Origin of the sequence: Picosynechococcus sp. PCC 8807 (genome assembly GCF_001693295.1) — a bacterium.
Classification (GTDB): domain Bacteria; phylum Cyanobacteriota; class Cyanobacteriia; order Cyanobacteriales; family MRBY01; genus MRBY01.
The window spans coordinates 308,920-326,460 of the sequence record NZ_CP016483.1 but is presented as its reverse complement, the minus strand read 5'-3'; the positions used below and the strand labels follow the sequence as shown (position 1 = coordinate 326,460).

Below are 17,541 nucleotides of genomic sequence, written 5' to 3'. Positions count from 1 at the left end.
AGCAGGTTACAATCGCTGAAGTTTTTTACTTAAAATACTCCAATTTGCCCATGTCGCCCCTTGATTCTGTTCGTCGTTGGTACTACAGCTATGAGAAATTCCCAAAAACCACGGGGATCATTTCGGCGATCGCCTTGGGTCTCCTGGGGGGACTCGCTTTTTTTTGGCACCTTGGCGCTGTGGGCCTCGTGGATGAAACGGAACCCATGTTTGCGGATGCGGCCCGACGGATGTTAGCCACAGGGGATTGGATTACGCCCTATTACAACGATGCCACCCGCTTTGATAAGCCGCCCCTGGTGTATTGGCTGATGGCGATCGCCTACAAAATTGTTGGGGTGAATGCCTGGGGGGCCAGATTACCCTCTGCCTTTGCGGCCCTTGGTTTAATGGTCTTAGTCTTTGTGGTACTGCGTCAGTTTGGTTTTGGCACAACAACGGCGGCCCAAAGTCCTGAAGCTCCTAATACCCAACGCAAACTCTGGCTGGCAGCTTGGATCGGCAGTAGCTTAATCGCCTTGAACTTACAAACCATTGTCTGGGCGCGGCAGGGGGTCTCCGATATGCTCCTTAATGGCTGCTTTAGTGGGGGCTTGATTTGTTTTTTCTATGGTTATGGTAGCGGCGGACAGCCGATCAATCGCTGGTTACCCAATAGCTGGTACATGGCGGCTTACGCGTTATTTGCCTGTGCAGTCTTGACCAAAGGGCCGGTGGGGATCGTAGTGCCGGGACTTGTGATCATGCTCTTTTTGCTCTATGTCGGCAAGTTTCGCGAGGTACTGCTGGGGGAAGCGAAACCCTTGACTGGGGCTTTGATCTTCACGGCGATCGCCTTACCTTGGTTTGTCCTGGTGACTCTTCGCAATGGCCAAGCGTACATTGATAGTTTTTTTGGTTACCACAATTTTGATCGGTTTACGGGGGTGGTCAATGGCCACGATGCTCCCTGGTATTTTTATTTTCCAGTGGTATTGGTGGGGTTTTTGCCCTGGTCTGTGTATCTACCAGCGGCGATCGCCCGACTCAAGTTACATCGTCCGGCCCGTTGGCGGCAGGAAGCGCGTTCTACCCACCTTGCCGTCTTTGCAAGCATTTGGTTTGGGGTGATTTTTGGCTTCTTTACCATCGCCGTCACCAAACTACCGAGTTATACGATTCCCCTCTTGCCCGCCGCCGCAATTTTGGTGGCGTTGTTTCTCAGCCATGTTATTGAAACGCCCCGGCAACCCTCGACAGGATTCCGTTGGAGTGCGATCGCCAATGTGGGGCTGTTGCTGATTCTCAGCGGGTTTATGATCTATAGTCCCCAAGTCATTGGTTATGATCCTGCGGCCCCGGATCTGGCTACGACCTATGCCCAATCAAACCTTGCTTGGTGGGGCTTTGGGATTTGGCTCCTGGGGGCGGTTGTTCTTGCGGTTTGTGTGTGGCGATCGCGCCTGGGAATCTGGCTAGCTAATGGGGCGATTATGGTGGCATTTATTGTCTTTGTTTTACTACCCGCCAGCACCTTGCTGGATCAAGCTCGCCAAGCCAGTCTCCGGGAAATTGCCGATACCATTACAGTCCAGCAGCGGCCTGACGAAACAGTGATGATGGTGGGGTTTGAAAAGCCGAGCCTCGTCTTCTATACAGGCCAAGATATTCTCTTTATTGACGATGATAAAGAAGAGGAACTCGCCGCCATCGACAGCACCTTAACCCAGGCCAATTCTTCTTTTCTGTTGGTGGTGCGCACATCCACCCGCCCAGAACTTCCCCTAGGGGACAAAACCCTTGATCTCCTCCTGGAAAGATCGCCCTACGAACTGTTGCGGGTACAAAAATAATACTGGCGCTAAATTTCCGGTAAAATCTCAGCCTATTTTGACAAAAGATGTTACCGTAACCCCAAGCAAGCAAAAAATTAAGCTTATCTTTATAATTGTCCCATTATTAAAAGAAAGCTATCCTTTAACTTAAGCTTATTTCGATGTTGGTCGGTCTACTTTGGTTTCTAAACTCTCCCTTTATCTAGTTACACCTCCTGGTTTTCAACCCGGAAAAATTGAAGCTCAATTGACAGGCGATCGCTATCAGATCAAGCTCCTTGACTATGGCCAAAAATTCCTGGCATTTCTTGAGGCAAATAAAGAACAAATTGACTGCCTTGTGGTTGTTCAAGGAAAAGAAAACCAAGACTATTTTGAGCGCTTAACTCAGAGTGGAATTTTACTCCCCTGTGTCTTTCTTGGGCCGACCACCGCCTGTGAAATTTCCCAAGAAGATGTCTCCGAACAGCTTTACCATAGTGCCGAAAAATACCTAGATTTTGCCAATCTCGAAAACTTATCGTTGACCATCGACCAGGCGATCGCCCAATTTTTGCACCTCGCCCCAAGCTGTGCCCTGAGCGACAAACCCCAAGATCCCCACCACAGCGATCCCGATAAAACCCACCAAGCTTTTTTACTGTTACAACAGCGCCGTCTCGCCGAAAAATTACGGGAACGATTAGGCTATCTCGGCGTTTATTACAAGCGCAATCCCAAATATTTTTATCGCAGTCTTTCCCCCGAAGAACAGCAAGAATTTCGGGAACAATTTGTCGCCGATTATCGCGATATTGTCCTAAGCTACTTCAGTGGCGATCTCCCCACAAATCAAGCCATTGATCAATTTGTCAATCAGGCTTTTTTTGCCGATGTTTCTGTCTCTTATATCCTCGAAACTCACATGAAGTTAATGGACGAATTCGCCCAACAGCTCAAACTTGAAGGGAGAAGCGAAGAAATCCTCCTAGACTATCGCCTTACCCTCATCGATATCGTCGCCCACTTGTGTGAAATGTATCGCCGTTCTATCCCCCGTGAAGATCTACCTTTTGAACTTCTATTTCGGATAGACTAGGATGAAATCATTCCCCTCCACGACGCCTAGCACCTAACCCTATTCCTACCCACATCAGCCTTGTCTATGAACCTCCTAAAGAAAACTTATGTTTTAAAGCTTTATGTGGCTGGCAATACCCCCAACTCTGTCCGCGCCCTCAAAACCTTAAAAAATATTTTAGAAACCGACTTTAAAGGGGTCTATGCCCTAAAAGTAATTGATGTCCTCCAAAACCCCCAACTAGCCGAAGAAGATAAGATTTTGGCGACACCAACCCTCTCCAAAGTGCTTCCACCCCCCGTCCGTAAGATCATCGGTGACCTCTCCGACCGAGAAAAAGTATTGATCGGTCTCGATCTCCTTTACGAAGAGTTTTTAGAACGGGAAGAAGAGCTTTAAGAACAGGAGCACTTTCTAGTAGGATAAAGCCATTTGATTTCGTATACTTCCTTCGTCTTGTTGGGTCATCAGGCTATGCCGTCCAAAAAGATGGCGTTTCAAGCGCTTGCTCTCCCTGCATTAGGACAACCCTAGTTAAATCTCTTCATTTTTTTATTTATATCTCCAGTCCCTAAGTCGTAATGAATCAGCCCACCTCCTCTAATAACGGTGCCATCAAAGGCGTCCAAAAAATCCGCACCCTCATTGAAGGTCTCGATGAGATTAGTCATGGTGGTTTACCCTCCGGCAGAACAACCCTAGTGAGTGGTACTTCGGGGACTGGGAAGACCTTATTGGCAATCCAATTTCTCTACCATGGCATCAAGCATTTCGATTACCCAGGGCTTTTTGTCACTTTTGAAGAATCCCCCCGAGACATTATTCAGAACGCCCATAGTTTCGGCTGGGATCTCCAAAGTCTCGTTGATGAAGGTAAGTTATTTATCCTAGATGCCTCCCCCGATCCCGATGGTCAGGAAGTGGTGGGTAACTTTGATCTATCTGCTTTGATTGAACGGATTCAATACGCGATTCGCAAATACAATGCCAAGCTTGTTTCCATTGACTCGGTGACAGCGGTTTTTCAACAATATGATGCCGCCCCCGTCGTCCGCCGGGAAATTTTTCGCCTGGTTGCGCGATTGAAACACCTTGCGGTCACTTCAATCATGACCACGGAAAGACTGGATGAATATGGTCCTGTGGCCCGCTTTGGGGTCGAAGAATTTGTCTCAGATAACGTGGTGATCCTGCGGAATGTCCTAGAAGGGGAACGGCGGCGACGCACCATTGAAATCCTTAAGCTGCGGGGAACAACCCACATGAAGGGGGAATATCCCTTCACGATCACCAACGACGGGATCAATATTTTCCCACTGGGGGCAATGCGTCTGACCCAGCGGTCTTCTAATGCACGGATTTCTTCTGGAGTGGAAACCCTGGATAAGATGTGCGGCGGCGGTTTCTTTAAAGATTCGATCATCCTAGCCACGGGAGCCACAGGTACTGGAAAGACTTTACTCGTAAGTAAGTTCCTCGAAGAAGGTTGTCGGCGCGGCGAACGGGCGATCCTGTTTGCCTATGAAGAGTCCCGGGCACAGTTATCGCGCAATGCCTCTTCCTGGGGGATTGATTTTGAGGAGATGGAACGCAAAGGGTTGCTCAAGTTACTCTGTTCCTATCCAGAGTCGGCGGGCCTGGAGGATCACTTACAGATGATTAAGTCAGAAATTTCTGAATTTAAGCCGTCCCGAATTGCGATTGACTCACTATCAGCGTTAGCGCGGGGCGTGACCAATAATGCGTTCCGCCAATTTGTGATTGGGGTAACGGGCTACGCGAAACAGGAAGAGATCACGGGCTTCTTTACGAATACAACGGATCAGTTTATGGGGGCCCACTCGATTACGGAATCCCACATTTCGACGATTACGGACACGATTTTGATGCTGCAATATGTCGAGATTCGTGGCGAGATGTCCCGGGCGATCAACGTCTTTAAGATGCGGGGATCTTGGCATGACAAGGGCATTCGGGAATACACCATCAGTGAAGGTGGGGCAGCGATTAAGGATTCTTTCCGAAACTACGAACGGATTATTAGTGGTTCGCCGACCCGGATTGCCGTGGATGAGAAGTCGGAGTTGTCACGGATTATGCGGGGTGTACAGGATAAGACCTTGCCGGAGTAACCCCTACCCCCTCTGCCTAGCGGCATCTCCCCCAGGGGAGCAGCCCCCTCTACCCTTCGGGTATCTCTCCCAAGGGAGAATATTTTTGGGGGAGAAGAGGCGATCGCCTCTTTCTTTTTACACAGATTTAATCCCGACTATTTTTATCGGGTATGATTGACGACAATTTTAGAACTGTTTACTATGGCTTTCAATTAAGCATTCAGCATTCATGGAAACGGAGAAAACCCTAATGACGCAAGCAACCCTTGATACCGCCGTCGCCTCCCTCGACACCGCCAACTTCACCGCCCTCGCCTGTAAGGAATGTGGCGCTGAGTACGAACCCAAAGCCCTCCACGTGTGTGAGTTTTGCTTTGGCCCCCTCGAAGTGAAGTACGACTACGAGAAAATCGCCAGCAAAGTGAGCCGTGAAAGCATCGAAGCTGGCCCCAAGTCCATCTGGCGTTACAAAGAATTTTTACCCGTTGCTGGGGAACCCATTGATGTGGGCACTGGTTTCACCCCCCTCCTCAAAGCAAATCGTTTGGCCCGTCGCCTCGGCATCAAGGAGCTCTACATTAAAAATGACGCGGTGAATATGCCCACCCTGAGCTTCAAAGATCGGGTGGTATCCGTTGCCCTGACCCGCGCCCGCGAATTAGGTTTCTCGACCGTTTCCTGTGCTAGCACTGGTAATTTGGCAAACTCCACAGCGGCGATCGCCGCCCATGCCGGATTAGACTGTTGCGTCTTTATCCCCTCCGACCTCGAAGCCGGGAAAGTCCTCGGCACGCTGATCTACAATCCCATTCTGATGGCCGTCCACGGCAACTATGACCAGGTGAATCGCCTTTGTTCTGAAGTTGCCAACTCCCACGGCTGGGGCTTTGTGAATATCAACCTCCGCCCCTACTACTCCGAAGGTTCCAAGACCCTGGGCTATGAAGTCATCGAACAACTTGGCTGGGAACTCCCCGACCACGTGGTTGCGCCCCTGGCTTCCGGTTCCCTCTTCACCAAGATCTACAAAGGCTTTAACGAATTCGTCAAAGTCGGTCTTGTTGAAGACAAAGCGGTTCGCTTCAGTGGCGCCCAGGCAGAAGGTTGTTCCCCCATTTCCCAAGCTTACAAAGAAGGCCGCGACTTCATCACCCCCGTTAAGCCCAACACGATCGCCAAGTCCATTGCGATTGGCAACCCGGCCGATGGTGTCTACGCCGTAGAAATCGCCAACAAGACCAACGGCAACATTGAAGACGTCACCGATGCTGAAATTGTTGACGGCATCAAACTCCTTGCTGAAACAGAAGGCATTTTCACCGAAACTGCTGGTGGCACCACCATTGCCGTTTTGAAAAAACTCGTCGAAGCAGGCAAGATCAACCCCGACGAGAAGACAGTCGTCTACATCACTGGGAACGGCCTCAAGACCCAAGAAGCAGTACAAAATGCTGCTGGTGAACCCCTCACCATCGAAGCCAACCTCGAAAGTTTCGAGCAGGCTCTTGATCGTGCCCGTACCCTCGAGCGTCTAGAGTGGCAGCAAACTTTGGTATAGTTGCTGTTCTAAATTGGGTCTTTTCTCATTGTCACTGCACGGTAGATCTGACCCAATCCCTGTTCCTTATCGTTTAGTTTTAAAAAAATTTGTCTGACTCAAAATGGCAATTAAAGTTTTAGTTCCAACTCCCCTCCAAAAGTTTACGAAGGATCAACCCACCGTTGAATGCGCTGGTTCTTCCATTAAAGAATTGCTCGATTCCCTAGAAGCAAACTGCCCCGGCATTAAGGCTCGCCTCTGTGATGAACAGGGCAATCCTCGACGCTTTTTAAACCTCTACGTCAATGAAGAAGATATCCGTTTTCTGAACGGTGTCGATACTGCTCTAAATGACGGTGATGAGGTCAGCATTGTACCCGCTGTGGCAGGGGGCTAAAGTTTCGAGTAATAACCATGAATGCTTTTTTACGGGGGAAGAATACTTCCCTCGTTTTTTATTTTTTGATTTGTTGATGACATTTGATTCGATCAAAAATAGGCTAATTTTTAGCTGACTTTATAAGCAAAAGTTGACCTTGAAATTAAAAATTGATCTCATAAAAAAGCCACAAATGCAAAAACGTCATGATACATTTAAATAATTGCATGGAGCAAAGTTATTAAAATCCAGCAATCCTATCGATCTTGATTGGAAGTTTTATGTCATCATTTCCCCGGCGGGCATCTATTCGATTAAAAAAACGTTCTAATACAGCAATTTTGAGGCGGTGGCGACGCAAATTTTATACGCTGCAACAGAGCCGTAGACATCAACCCAGCTTCTCCCGACAACATATTGGTTTGTCATTTTTAGGCAGTTTTATTGGTATTTCGACCCTGGCTTACATCTCGGTTTATAGTTCCTATCCTTTGATTGCGGCTCCCTTTGGGGCCACGGCCGTACTGGTATTTGGGGTGCCGGATAGTCCATTAGCCCAGCCCCGCAACGTGATCATGGGGAATGTAATTGGGGCTTGCAGTTGTGTGGTGTTATTTCACTTGTTCGGAGATGCTCCCTGGGTCATGGGTTTGGCGGTGGCAGTGACGATTAAGCTCATGCAACTGACCCGAACCGTCCATCCGCCTTCGGGGGCCGTAGCCTTAATTGGTATTTTGAGCCATGCGTCCTGGCAATTTATTTTGACGCCTGCTTTATGCGGTTCTGTGTTGATTGTGTGGTTGACGGTAATTTTTAGTCGTGTGGTGCCAGGACGTCCTTATCCAAAGCACTGGCTTTAGGTTGAACTAAAAAAACGCTACTTTTGTTAGGCGAATGAGGGCTAGAGTTCGTTGAAAATGACGACGGATGTTTGGATTTGGCTCGAAATTTTTGTGGTGACATCGCCCACAGCTAGGCCTCCGGCGGTACGGTAACGGGTAGAGTGCAGAATGACAAGGTCGAAGTCTTTGGCGTCATGGAGAATTGCCTTGGCCACGTCGTGGTAACGGATGATCCGAATCTGCATTTTGGTGGTGATTCCGGCATTTTGCAGGGCATTTTCTAGGTCGGCTTTGAGTAGGTTGCGTTGGTCTTTGGTCATCCAGGTTTCGCACACATGGAAGACGGTGACTTCGGCTTGGTTGGCGATCGCCAAAAGTTCTGCAAATTGCACTATCTGTAAATTTTGGGCTGAGATCCCTTTGAAGGGCACCATGATCCGCCGCAAATTTTTCGGGTCATCCAAGAGACGCACGACCGCCACCGGGCAATGGGCCGACCAGCAAACATTATGAATTAAAGTCCCCAGGAGCCTGGCTTTGAGGCCCTCGGTTTTCCCCCAGCCCATCAAAATTAAGTTGGCATTTTCTTCCCGGGCCACGCGACTGATCCCGGCGGCCACATCGTCATCGATGCGAATTTTTGGTTGCATCGTAATTTGCAGTTGCTCCCCCTGGGCGATCGCCTCTTGGAGTAAGCTTTGACTCCGGTCGATCCCCGTCATCACTGCCGGATCATCCATGTGGGCGTGGCCCGTCACAATCGACACAGGCATCACAACCCCTTGACGAATGCGGGTTAAAAGCCCTGCTGCTTCGAGTAAATAATCCTTGGTGCTGGGATTGGCAATGGGTACAACAATTTTGAACCGATCCGTCGATGGCGACACCTTAACCGTTGTCAGGGCAAGATCCTTGCCAATACTGGGTAATAAACGACCAAAACGACGGGTTAACACCGGCCCCAGCATCGAAGTGACTAGCATCAGCACGATCACCGCATTAAATACCGATTCGCTGATCAGTCCCACCCGGAAACCAACCAAGGCCGCCGCCAGGGTTGCCGCCACCTGGGGGATCGACAACGACCACATCGTGAGGGTTTCGGCCCAGCTATAGCGATAAATCTGTTTGGCGATCGCCGCCGCAATAAATTTAGACAACAACAAGCCACCTACAATCGAAAACGTGAGGGGAAACTCATAGAGCAAATTATTAATAAATGCCGGAATATCGAGCAATAACCCCATCCCCACAAAAAAGAACGGAATAAATAGCGTACTGCCCACAAATTCAATTTTTTCCTCTACCGGGCTTTTGCCGACCACATCATTGACCGCCAAACCCGCCAAAAAAGCCCCCACAATTTTATCCACATTGATCACCTGGGCACCCACTGACGCGAGGAAGACAGCCAGCAAAATAAATAAAAATTGATTGCCCTCTTCATCCCCATTGCGCTGGAAAAATTCTCGACCAAGCCAAGACAGACCGAAAAGTACCAAAGCTCCGTAGCCCACCAATAACGCCAGTTGCAAGACCAAAGAAGCCGTAGAAAAATCGCCCTGGTGAATCGACACACAGATCGCCAGCACCAAAAGAGCCGCAATGTCTGTAAAAATCGTCGCGCCAATCGTGACCGTTACACTCTCATTATTGAGAATCCCCAAACGGTTAATAATTGGGTAACCCAGCAACGTATGGGAAGCCAATAAAGATCCAATAAGAATTGCCGCATTCCAACCAAAATCGAAACTTAGGCCGACCACCGTTCCCATCGTTAACGGCACAATAAATGTCAGAAAACCAAAGCCAATGGAGCGATCCTGGGTTTTCCGAAACTCCGCCAAATTAATTTCCAATCCGGCCACAAACATCAGGTAAATTTTGCCCACTTCCGAGAATAAAACCATTGTTTCACTCTCTGAGTCGAGGAGGCCTAGGGCATTTTCACCAAGGATAATCCCTGCAAAGAGTAAGCCCACCAAGCCAGGTAAATTCAGCCGTTCAAAAATAGGGGGAATGGTCAGGGAGACTAACAGCAGCAGAATAAACGTAAAAATCGGATTTTCTGTGATGTATTGGATCGATTCGGCAACCATGGCAGTCCGAGAAAAAGGCTAGCCTCCCAGTGTAGCGGAAGAAGTTTATAACGAAAATAAATTGTCGATTTTATGGCAAAAACAGGGAATTTTGGCCCTTAAGCTTGCTCAAATTTCCCTACAGAGAGAAAAGGGCATCGCCGCTTTTAGGCCCAGGAAACGTTAAACTTGAAATAAATTGTTACATTTCAGAAAAATCCAAATTATGGCTGCAACCGTTGAAATTTATACTTGGAGCACCTGTCCTTTTTGTATCCGGGCCAAGCATCTCCTCGACAGTAAACAAGTGGAATATACAGAGTATTGCATTGATGGCGATCGCCAAGCGCGGGAAGCGATGACGGAACGGGCCAATGGCCGCAGTAGCCTCCCCCAGGTTTTTATTAACGATCAGCATGTGGGCGGCTGTGATGATCTCCATGAACTAGAGTACCAAGGCAAACTCGACGATCTCCTGATGCAGGCAGCTTAAATTTGGCCAGCACTAATTTCCCCAACCCTCGGCTGCAGTCTGGGGGTTTTTGTTTGGTTATTTTTGAATGTTCTGGCTCGTTAGCTCTGGATAACCCGCTTTGATCAGGGCTTCATCCCGGATGCGGCAGGAGTCACATAAGCCGCAGGGATGTTCTCCCCCTTGGTAACAAGACCAAGTTTCGGCAATGGGAACCCCCAATTTCACTGCCTTTTGGATAATTTCTACTTTGGTATCAAGCACAAGGGGCGCAACCAATTGGGGCGCGTGACCTTCAATGCCAACTTTAGAAGAGAGATCCGCTAACTTCTGGTAGGCGGCGAGATATTCGGGGCGACAGTCGGGATAACCGGAATAGTCTACGGCATTGATCCCCAGGTAGATCGCTTCGGCTTGTTTCGCTTCTGCTAGGGAAAGGGCGATCGCCAAAAATACTGTATTACGACCGGGGACATAAGTCGAGGGAATATCTCCTGTCTGGACACCACTTTGGGGAATCGCTTGGTTAACGTCAGTTAGGGAAGAGCCGCCCCACTGGGACAAATTCACATCCATGATGAAATGCTCGGTGATCCCTAAATGTTCGGCAATTTTCTGGGCGGCGACCAATTCTCGGCTATGTTTTTGACCATAACGAAAGGAGAGAGCAAACACTTCATAGCCATCGGCGATCGCCTGGGCGGCACTGGTGGCCGAATCCAAGCCACCGGAGAGTAAAACAACAGCCCGTTTCATCTAGCGCACCCCCAGAAACTTATGGGTTTGCAGACCAAGACGCCATTCGGGGTGAGCCAGAATATAGTCGAAAATAAGGCTCTGACTGGCGGGATTTTCCCATTGGGGTTGGAGATATTGCGGAATCTCTGCGGCAATTTTTTGGGCTTGGGTTTCGGCCCACTGGAAATCGGTGGCTTGATCGATCACGACCTTTAATTCACTGACATGATCGTAAATTTCCGGCAAAGGCGCTTTAAAGGGTTTTGGCGAAAGGGTCAGCCAATCAAAATGACCGCTGAGGGGATGGGCACCGGAGGTTTCTAGGTGGAGCGGCAAACCCGTTTCTTTTAAACCCGTCGTCAAAGGATAAAGGTCATGCATCAAAGGTTCGCCACCAGTAATCACAATGATCTTCGGCTGGGCCACTTGCACTTGATCTCTTAATTGACCAACGGAAACTTGGGGATGACGTTTCGGATTCCAGGAAATTTTTGTGTCACACCAGGGGCAACCCACATCACAACCGGCGAGGCGAATGAAAAAAGCTGCTGTGCCAAACCAAAAGCCTTCCCCCTGGATCGAATGAAAGGTTTCTACGACGGGATAGGTGAAGGAGGCAATCTCTAAAGAATCAGCGAAATCAAGCAAGGGTCGCGGTACAGTACGAAGGGCCATGGCCTTGGGCAACAAAAAATAACACAGGGTTACTACTGTATTCTAAAAGGCGATCGCCTGTCTCCGGGGCAAAATCCAGAGATCCCCTAGGAGATGCGATAAAGTAAGAATTTGCCTGCCGATTCTGTTTTGTGCGCCGTCACCATGGTTAAACCTGCTTCCACCGATACCACCGCTATTTTTCGCATCCTCGATGCCAACCTTGACCGAGCCAGGGAGGGACTGCGCATTGTTGAAGAATGGTTTCGATTTGGCTTGAACCATGCTGAACTGGCCGCCCGTTGCAAGGAAATGCGCCAAACCCTGGCCCAATGGCATCACGACGAATTGCGCGCCGCACGGGATACGCCCAACGATGTAGGCACCAGCCTCAGTCATCCCCAGGAAGAAGGCCGCACGGATCTTAATCATTTGCTCCGGGCCAATCTTTGTCGGGTCGAAGAAGCGCTCCGGGTGCTAGAAGAGTACGCCAAACTCTACAAAACGGAGATGGCGATCGCCTGTAAACAGATGCGGTATCAGGTCTATACCCTCGAAAGTCAACTCTTTAGCCCCCAACTGAAACAACGTCTCGAAAAAGCACGACTTTATCTAGTGACTTCTCCCCACGAAAAGCTCTTGGCAGTGACCGAAGCAGCTCTCCAGGGGGGCGTTGAAATTGTGCAATACCGTGACAAAGAAACCCCCGATGAACAACGGTTTGCCAATGCGATCGCCCTGAAAAAATTATGCGATCGCTACCATGCTTTATTCCTCGTCAATGACCGTGTGGATCTTGCCCTAGCCGTGGATGCCGACGGCGTTCACCTCGGCCAAACGGATTTACCCATTGCCACGGCCCGCCAACTCCTTGGCCCCGATAAAATTATTGGCCGCTCCACCACCAATCCCCAGGAACTCGAAAAAGCATTGAGTGAAGGAGCGGATTATGTGGGTGTTGGCCCCGTGTATGAAACCCCTACTAAACCGGGGAAAGCCGCTGCGGGTCACAGTTATGTCAGCCATGCCAGGGAAAATTGTCCTGTGCCCTGGTTTGCGATCGGCAGCATTGACACCGAAAATCTCGGCGAGGTTCTGGCCGCCGGAGCCGAACGGGTTGCAGTGGTGCGGGCACTGATGCAGAGTGAAGACCCGACCCTGACAGCTCAGTTTTTTGCGGCCCAATTACACCGCCAACAAACCCTACAAAACCTTGAGGAGGCCACGGCATAAATGATCGATGTTTGGGTGAATGGTGAACTAAAAACCATTGCGAGTGAGTTATCTTTACCCCGCTGTCTTGAGCAATTGGGCATGAATCCACGCCTTGTGGCAGTGGAATACAACGGCGAAATTTTGCACCGTCAACGTTGGGAACATACCTTGATTCAAGCAGGCGATCGCCTAGAAATTGTCACCATTGTTGGTGGTGGCTGAGGCTGAAACCGTTACACTACAAAGCAACACACCTTCAACTCCTTGAGCGAAAAATGAGTCAAACCGTAAACTGTGCCGTTGAGTGCGTCAATGGTTGCATCCTAGGGGAAGACTGCCCCAACAAAGAATATGCGGCCCAAGCCAGCGAATTTGTGCAGACCGTCTCCATCGACAAAATGCACGAAATCGCCGAAGCGGCGCGCCTCAAGAAAATGATGGAACCCCCCAAATGGGTAATCCCCGACGAAATTTAGACTGCTTTTACCTTGGTTTTCCGGTTGAACCATGACCCAAACCATCGATCATGATTTGTTGTTTAAGGAGTTGCTGACGACCTTTTTCTGGGATTTTCTCGCCCTTTTTGCGCCGGAAATCCTCGAAACAGCCGAGCAGAACTCCTTAACTTTTCTTACCCAAGAAGTTTTCAATGACCTACCTGGCCAAACGCGTCGCAATGTAGATATTGTGGCGAAACTTCACTTTCGCGGCCAAGAGACTTGTTTTCTCGTACACGTTGAAAATCAAGCAACCTCCCAAGCAGATTTTGCGGAACGGATGTTTCTCTATTTTGCGCGGTTGTACGAAAAGTATCGTTTACCCATTTACCCCATTGCCTTATTTTCTTACCGCTCTCCCCAGAGGCTAGAACCGGAAACTTTTTCGGTGGCTTTTCCTTCCAAGGAAATTCTCAGGTTTTCTTTCCAGACTATTCAATTAAACCGCTTGCCATGGCGTGACTTTCTCCGCCAACCAAACCCCGTTGCGGCTGCGCTCATGGCAAAGATGAACTTTAGCTCGGAGGAACGCCCAAAGGTCAAGTTAGAATGTTTACGGATGATTGTGACGCTTCGTTTAGATTCGGCCAGAATTCATTTGTTGTCGGGTTTTGTGGATACCTATCTGAGGTTAAATATGGCAGAGCAGCAGGTCTTTGAGCAGGAACTACACCGAATTCAGCCTCAGGAGGAAACCCAGGTGCTGCGAATTGTCACGTCTTGGATGGAAGAAGGTCTACAGCAAGGCCGCCAGGAAGGACGACAGGAGGAGGCTTGCAAGTTGATTTTGCGATTTGTTCAGCAACGCTTCCCGGAGCAAGTTTCAGGATTCGCCCCACAAATCCAGGCCCTGAATCTAACTCAACTGGATGCCCTAAGCGATCGCCTATTTGGGTTTGAGTCAGCCGCAGAACTAGAAACTTGGTTACGGGAAAATCCCACCGAGGGCAACCCTACCTAACTACCGAGAATAAACAAACTCAATAGAGTGCCGCTGTTCCACAAACTATGGAGGAGCATCGGTGCCAACAGGTTCCGGGATTTAACATAAACGAATCCCAAAATAATGCCCAGGGTCATTAAAGGTAGAACTTCCGACAAACTCATGTGGGCGATCGCAAACAAAAACGCACTGAGAATAATGCTGCCCCACACTGGGACATAGCGGGTTAGAGAAGGTAATAGAAAACCTCGGAACATAATTTCTTCAAAGAGGGGAGCCATCACCGAGGCCGTCAAAAAGAAAATCGTTAAAGCCACCTGATCCTGAGCTTTAAGGGCGAGAAACAAAATCGGATTACTGCCCCCCTGACCCTGCCAAATTTGTTGATTGAGTAGGGAAACGAGTAACACCAGCGGCAAGGCCACCATGTAGCCTCCAAATCCCCATACCGTCCAGTTATCCAGCCATTTCACCTGAAACCAGCCCTGGGGGAGGGGCCGAAATTTCCAAACCGAAGCCGCTAGAACGATTAAACCAGCGATCGCCATCAGTGAATAGGTGATGAGGGTATAAACAGCTTTTTCACGCACTGTCCAAGCGGTGGCATCGATGCTAAAGGCCTGGAGTGCGATAGGTAAAACAAGGGGCAAAATAATTTGACCGACGAGAAAGAAGCCAACGATAAAAACTTGCCAGATAATTTCTCCATTCCAGGGGGTGTTCCAAGTCGCCTGATCATCAATGTGCAAAAGGGCTGCTTCTTGCTTCCGGAAAGCCTGAACGCCCAAAAAGATGAGAAAACCCAAGCCAAAAAGCCCCACACTAAAGGGCAAGACGGTAATGACCGTTAATTTTAAAAAAGCCCGTTGCGCATTCTGTTGAATTTGTTGTTGGAGTTGCTGCTGTGCCGGAAGATTATCTTGAATTTGGTATAGCTTTTGGAGATTTTGTTGCTCGAACCAGGTTTCAAGCTGGGCCTGGGTTAAGGCGTCTGGGTCAGTGGGAGCTTGGGAGTTGAGCCAGAGGGGCGCTAAAGTTTGAGCCAAACCATCAGATTCTTCTCCGGAAATGGCTTCCCATCGCTGTTGTGCTTGGTCGAACTTGCCGCGACTGGCGTACAAAATCCCGAGTCTGAGCTGGAGTTCATCGATCAAGGTGGCGGTTTCGGCGATCGCCTTTTTTGTCGCCTGGGTTTGAGTCGCGCTTGTTTCTGTGGAGTCTGTGAGGAGTTTTTGGCGGGCTTCACTACTACTGAGCACCTTTTCGTACTGGGCGATCGCACTACTGTAGGGATCTTGGCCCGTTAGTTGGGTCACGAGGGTGGCGATCGCCTCAGGGGAAGTCGTGGCCGTGGAATTGGGATCGTACTCTGCGGCCTGAAGCACCAAGTTGGTTTGATACAGTTCGAGGCGGCCCTGGATCTGCGGTTCCTGGAAACTGGCCCACAACGAAGACAGGAGCGGCACCAGGGTAATAATCGTCAACAGAATTAAAATTACGCGCTTCACGTTAGCTACCCGCACAAAAACAGTGGATCTAGCCTAGCCTGTTGTTTCTCACGGAATCAATATTTAACGGTGGATAATTTCCCTGGCTGACCATGGTGAATGAAATCTGATTAAACTTGCTGCCAAATTTTGATTGTGCCATCGGAACCGCCCGCCGCGAGGGTACGCCCATCGGCAGTGAGGGCTAGGGACAGCAAACGCACATGATCTTCTTGGTCGGGAGTGTTGAAATTTAACGTCGTCAAAGGCTCAGGGATGCCTAACTGCCAAATTTTAATCGTGCCATCGACGCTACTGCTCAGGAGAAAATGACCTTGACGACTAAAGAGAAGCTGAGTAATGGGCTTTTCGTGGGCTTCGAGGGTGAAGCAAGGCACAGTTTCCGGTAAAACGTCTAAATGATTGAGATCCACTTGCCACAGATGGATCAGGCCATGTTCGCCAGCAGAAGCAAACAATTTACCGTCGGTGCGGATGGCGATCGCCGCAATGGCTGCGGGGGGATCATTTTTTAAACTACCGAGTAAGCGATGATCCGTGGTGCGCCAAAACTTGAGGATGCCCTCTGTGCCACCGCTAATAAAAAGGTTTTCTTGGGGGGCCAGGGTGATCGCCTGGATCTGATCATTGAGATCAAGGGTTTGTTGATAAACGCTACCAGCCTGAAGTTGCCACTGGCGCAGGGTCTGATCATGACTCCCGGTGATGAGTGTTTGTTGGCCAGTCAAAGCCATGGCATAAACGGCCCCTTGGTGTCCCTCCAGGGATTTTTGGAGCGTGAGTTGGGGCACCGCTTGGCTTTGATCGAGGTGCCAAAGGTTAACTTCCGGTGAAAAACTACTACTGGCGATCGCCAATGTTTCTATTTGTTCTGTCTCCGCCTTGGCTCCGGTCACAGGGGGGATGAATGCTAGATTTAAAAGACCCTGTTCGTGGGCGGTCACTTGGGAAATTTGCTTTTGATCGTCTACGCGCCAGAGTTTCAACTGATGATCCCAACTGCCACTCGCGAGAAATTTTTGATCGGCACTAAAGGCTAAAGCACTCACACAATCTCGGTGGGCTGGGATAGTAGCGACTAACTGCCATTGCTGCTTGGGTTGCGGTGCTGCGGGTGGTTCTGGAGCGGGGAGTGTTTCCGTGGCCCAAGGATCGGCGATCGCCTCTGGTTTTAGATCATCGGCAACTGCTTGGGCGATGGCTGGAGATTTTGCGGCTGGGGTAGGTTGCTGCCGTAAAAATTCCTGTTCTAAATTCGTGAGTCGTTCATCCAAGACAGCTTCATTGAGATACTGCACCACATTGGTTAGGGCTTTTTCTAAACTGCGCAGATAGGTTTGCATTTCTCCATCTGTTTCGATTTGGGCCAGGCTGGCATTGATTTGGCTCACTTGGCGAATTTGTTCAGTGAGGGGTTGCAGTTGCCCTTGAAACTGACCTTGTAAACGTTGCTCAAGGCTGCGCACCATGCCCAGGATTTGTCGCCGCTGGTGTCGTTGATGGGCAATGCGGTTAAAAAAATTTAGCCCTAGGGTGATCCAGAGCAGGAATATGACTAATGAAGCTGTCGAATTACCGTCGCCTTGAATCACATCCCAGATCCACGCCAAGAAAACCAGCAGCAGCAAACCCAATTCTGCAAATTCCAACCATTGCTGCTTTTTCCCCATCAAAACATGACCCTCCT

At 49.5% G+C, this 17,541-nt stretch carries 17 protein-coding genes; 12 read left to right on the top strand and 5 right to left on the bottom strand.

The window, feature by feature from the left end; genetic code table 11:
- Positions 1-50: 50 nt before the first annotated feature.
- From AWQ24_RS01550 to AWQ24_RS01520, 7 genes are all read left to right on the top strand, one after another.
- Complete coding sequence (locus tag AWQ24_RS01550) at positions 51-1,832, top strand: glycosyltransferase family 39 protein (RefSeq protein ID WP_065715810.1); 1,782 nt, start codon at positions 51-53, stop codon at positions 1,830-1,832.
- A gap of 160 nt (positions 1,833-1,992) precedes the next feature.
- Positions 1,993-2,892, top strand: coding sequence for a circadian clock protein KaiA (locus tag AWQ24_RS01545; protein ID WP_065715809.1), 900 nt, complete (start codon positions 1,993-1,995; stop codon positions 2,890-2,892).
- Positions 2,893-2,958: 66 nt separating this feature from the next.
- Positions 2,959-3,273: a circadian clock protein KaiB gene (gene kaiB / locus AWQ24_RS01540; RefSeq protein ID WP_030006078.1), complete on the top strand. Its 315-nt coding sequence runs from the start codon at positions 2,959-2,961 to the stop codon at positions 3,271-3,273.
- Positions 3,274-3,455: 182 nt separating this feature from the next.
- Positions 3,456-5,006, top strand: a complete 1,551-nt coding sequence (gene kaiC / locus AWQ24_RS01535) for a circadian clock protein KaiC (RefSeq protein WP_012305921.1) — start codon at positions 3,456-3,458, stop codon at positions 5,004-5,006.
- Positions 5,007-5,238: 232 nt separating this feature from the next.
- Positions 5,239-6,546: a threonine synthase gene (gene thrC / locus AWQ24_RS01530; RefSeq protein WP_012305920.1), complete on the top strand. Its 1,308-nt coding sequence runs from the start codon at positions 5,239-5,241 to the stop codon at positions 6,544-6,546.
- A gap of 103 nt (positions 6,547-6,649) precedes the next feature.
- Complete coding sequence (locus AWQ24_RS01525) at positions 6,650-6,925, top strand: MoaD/ThiS family protein (protein ID WP_012305919.1); 276 nt, start codon at positions 6,650-6,652, stop codon at positions 6,923-6,925.
- A gap of 263 nt (positions 6,926-7,188) precedes the next feature.
- On the top strand, positions 7,189-7,767 hold the full coding sequence (locus AWQ24_RS01520; RefSeq protein WP_065715808.1) for an HPP family protein: 579 nt from the start codon (positions 7,189-7,191) through the stop codon (positions 7,765-7,767).
- 41 nt (positions 7,768-7,808) lie between these two features.
- On the opposite strand, the gene AWQ24_RS01515 is transcribed toward AWQ24_RS01520, so the two are convergent.
- Positions 7,809-9,848, bottom strand: a complete 2,040-nt coding sequence (locus AWQ24_RS01515; protein WP_065715807.1) for a cation:proton antiporter — start codon at positions 9,846-9,848, stop codon at positions 7,809-7,811.
- A gap of 205 nt (positions 9,849-10,053) precedes the next feature.
- Here AWQ24_RS01515 and grxC point away from each other — a divergent pair, with 205 nt between their 5' ends.
- On the top strand, positions 10,054-10,320 hold the full coding sequence (gene grxC, locus AWQ24_RS01510) for a glutaredoxin 3 (protein ID WP_012305916.1): 267 nt from the start codon (positions 10,054-10,056) through the stop codon (positions 10,318-10,320).
- 57 nt (positions 10,321-10,377) lie between these two features.
- Here the strand turns inward: grxC and queC are convergent, their stop codons facing one another.
- Together queC and AWQ24_RS01500 are read right to left on the bottom strand one after the other, a co-directional pair.
- A complete protein-coding gene (gene queC / locus AWQ24_RS01505) occupies positions 10,378-11,055 on the bottom strand; it encodes a 7-cyano-7-deazaguanine synthase QueC (RefSeq protein ID WP_030006073.1) in 678 nt (225 codons plus the stop codon).
- Positions 11,056-11,712 carry a 7-carboxy-7-deazaguanine synthase QueE gene (locus AWQ24_RS01500; RefSeq protein ID WP_065717268.1) on the bottom strand — a complete coding sequence of 219 codons (657 nt, stop codon included), beginning with the start codon at positions 11,710-11,712 and terminating at the stop codon, positions 11,056-11,058.
- Between the two features lie 144 nt (positions 11,713-11,856).
- On the opposite strand from AWQ24_RS01500, the gene AWQ24_RS01495 reads away from it, so the two are divergent.
- The 4 genes from AWQ24_RS01495 to AWQ24_RS01480 are packed head-to-tail and all read left to right on the top strand — an operon-like array spanning position 11,857 to position 14,364.
- Positions 11,857-12,924, top strand: coding sequence for a thiamine phosphate synthase (locus AWQ24_RS01495; protein ID WP_065715806.1), 1,068 nt, complete (start codon positions 11,857-11,859; stop codon positions 12,922-12,924).
- Complete coding sequence (gene thiS / locus AWQ24_RS01490; protein ID WP_012305912.1) at positions 12,925-13,128, top strand: sulfur carrier protein ThiS; 204 nt, start codon at positions 12,925-12,927, stop codon at positions 13,126-13,128. It begins immediately after the preceding gene.
- A 53-nt stretch (positions 13,129-13,181) separates the two neighbouring features.
- Positions 13,182-13,382 (top strand): hypothetical protein, encoded by a 201-nt coding sequence (locus AWQ24_RS01485; protein ID WP_012305911.1) that lies wholly within the window; start codon positions 13,182-13,184, stop codon positions 13,380-13,382.
- A gap of 31 nt (positions 13,383-13,413) precedes the next feature.
- Complete coding sequence (locus AWQ24_RS01480) at positions 13,414-14,364, top strand: DUF4351 domain-containing protein (RefSeq protein ID WP_065715805.1); 951 nt, start codon at positions 13,414-13,416, stop codon at positions 14,362-14,364.
- On the opposite strand, the gene AWQ24_RS01475 is transcribed toward AWQ24_RS01480, so the two are convergent.
- Positions 14,361-15,854, bottom strand: a complete 1,494-nt coding sequence (locus AWQ24_RS01475) for a type II CAAX endopeptidase family protein (protein ID WP_232318847.1) — start codon at positions 15,852-15,854, stop codon at positions 14,361-14,363. The genes AWQ24_RS01480 and AWQ24_RS01475 overlap by 4 nt on opposite strands.
- Positions 15,855-15,964: 110 nt before the next feature.
- Positions 15,965-17,524 carry a WD40 repeat domain-containing protein gene (locus AWQ24_RS01470; RefSeq protein ID WP_065715803.1) on the bottom strand — a complete coding sequence of 520 codons (1,560 nt, stop codon included), beginning with the start codon at positions 17,522-17,524 and terminating at the stop codon, positions 15,965-15,967.
- Positions 17,525-17,541 lie beyond the last annotated feature (17 nt).

Coding starts and splice junctions, on each gene's coding strand:
- AWQ24_RS01550 (WP_065715810.1), top strand. CDS start 51: ATGTCGCCCCTTGATTCTGTTCGTCGTTGGTACTACAGCTATGAGAAA.
- kaiB (WP_030006078.1), top strand. CDS start 2,959: ATGAACCTCCTAAAGAAAACTTATGTTTTAAAGCTTTATGTGGCTGGC.
- kaiC (WP_012305921.1), top strand. CDS start 3,456: ATGAATCAGCCCACCTCCTCTAATAACGGTGCCATCAAAGGCGTCCAA.
- thrC (WP_012305920.1), top strand. CDS start 5,239: ATGACGCAAGCAACCCTTGATACCGCCGTCGCCTCCCTCGACACCGCC.
- AWQ24_RS01525 (WP_012305919.1), top strand. CDS start 6,650: ATGGCAATTAAAGTTTTAGTTCCAACTCCCCTCCAAAAGTTTACGAAG.
- AWQ24_RS01520 (WP_065715808.1), top strand. CDS start 7,189: ATGTCATCATTTCCCCGGCGGGCATCTATTCGATTAAAAAAACGTTCT.
- AWQ24_RS01515 (WP_065715807.1), bottom strand. CDS start 9,848: ATGGTTGCCGAATCGATCCAATACATCACAGAAAATCCGATTTTTACG.
- grxC (WP_012305916.1), top strand. CDS start 10,054: ATGGCTGCAACCGTTGAAATTTATACTTGGAGCACCTGTCCTTTTTGT.
- queC (WP_030006073.1), bottom strand. CDS start 11,055: ATGAAACGGGCTGTTGTTTTACTCTCCGGTGGCTTGGATTCGGCCACC.
- AWQ24_RS01500 (WP_065717268.1), bottom strand. CDS start 11,712: ATGGCCCTTCGTACTGTACCGCGACCCTTGCTTGATTTCGCTGATTCT.
- AWQ24_RS01495 (WP_065715806.1), top strand. CDS start 11,857: ATGGTTAAACCTGCTTCCACCGATACCACCGCTATTTTTCGCATCCTC.
- thiS (WP_012305912.1), top strand. CDS start 12,925: ATGATCGATGTTTGGGTGAATGGTGAACTAAAAACCATTGCGAGTGAG.
- AWQ24_RS01485 (WP_012305911.1), top strand. CDS start 13,182: ATGAGTCAAACCGTAAACTGTGCCGTTGAGTGCGTCAATGGTTGCATC.
- AWQ24_RS01480 (WP_065715805.1), top strand. CDS start 13,414: ATGACCCAAACCATCGATCATGATTTGTTGTTTAAGGAGTTGCTGACG.
- AWQ24_RS01470 (WP_065715803.1), bottom strand. CDS start 17,524: ATGGGGAAAAAGCAGCAATGGTTGGAATTTGCAGAATTGGGTTTGCTG.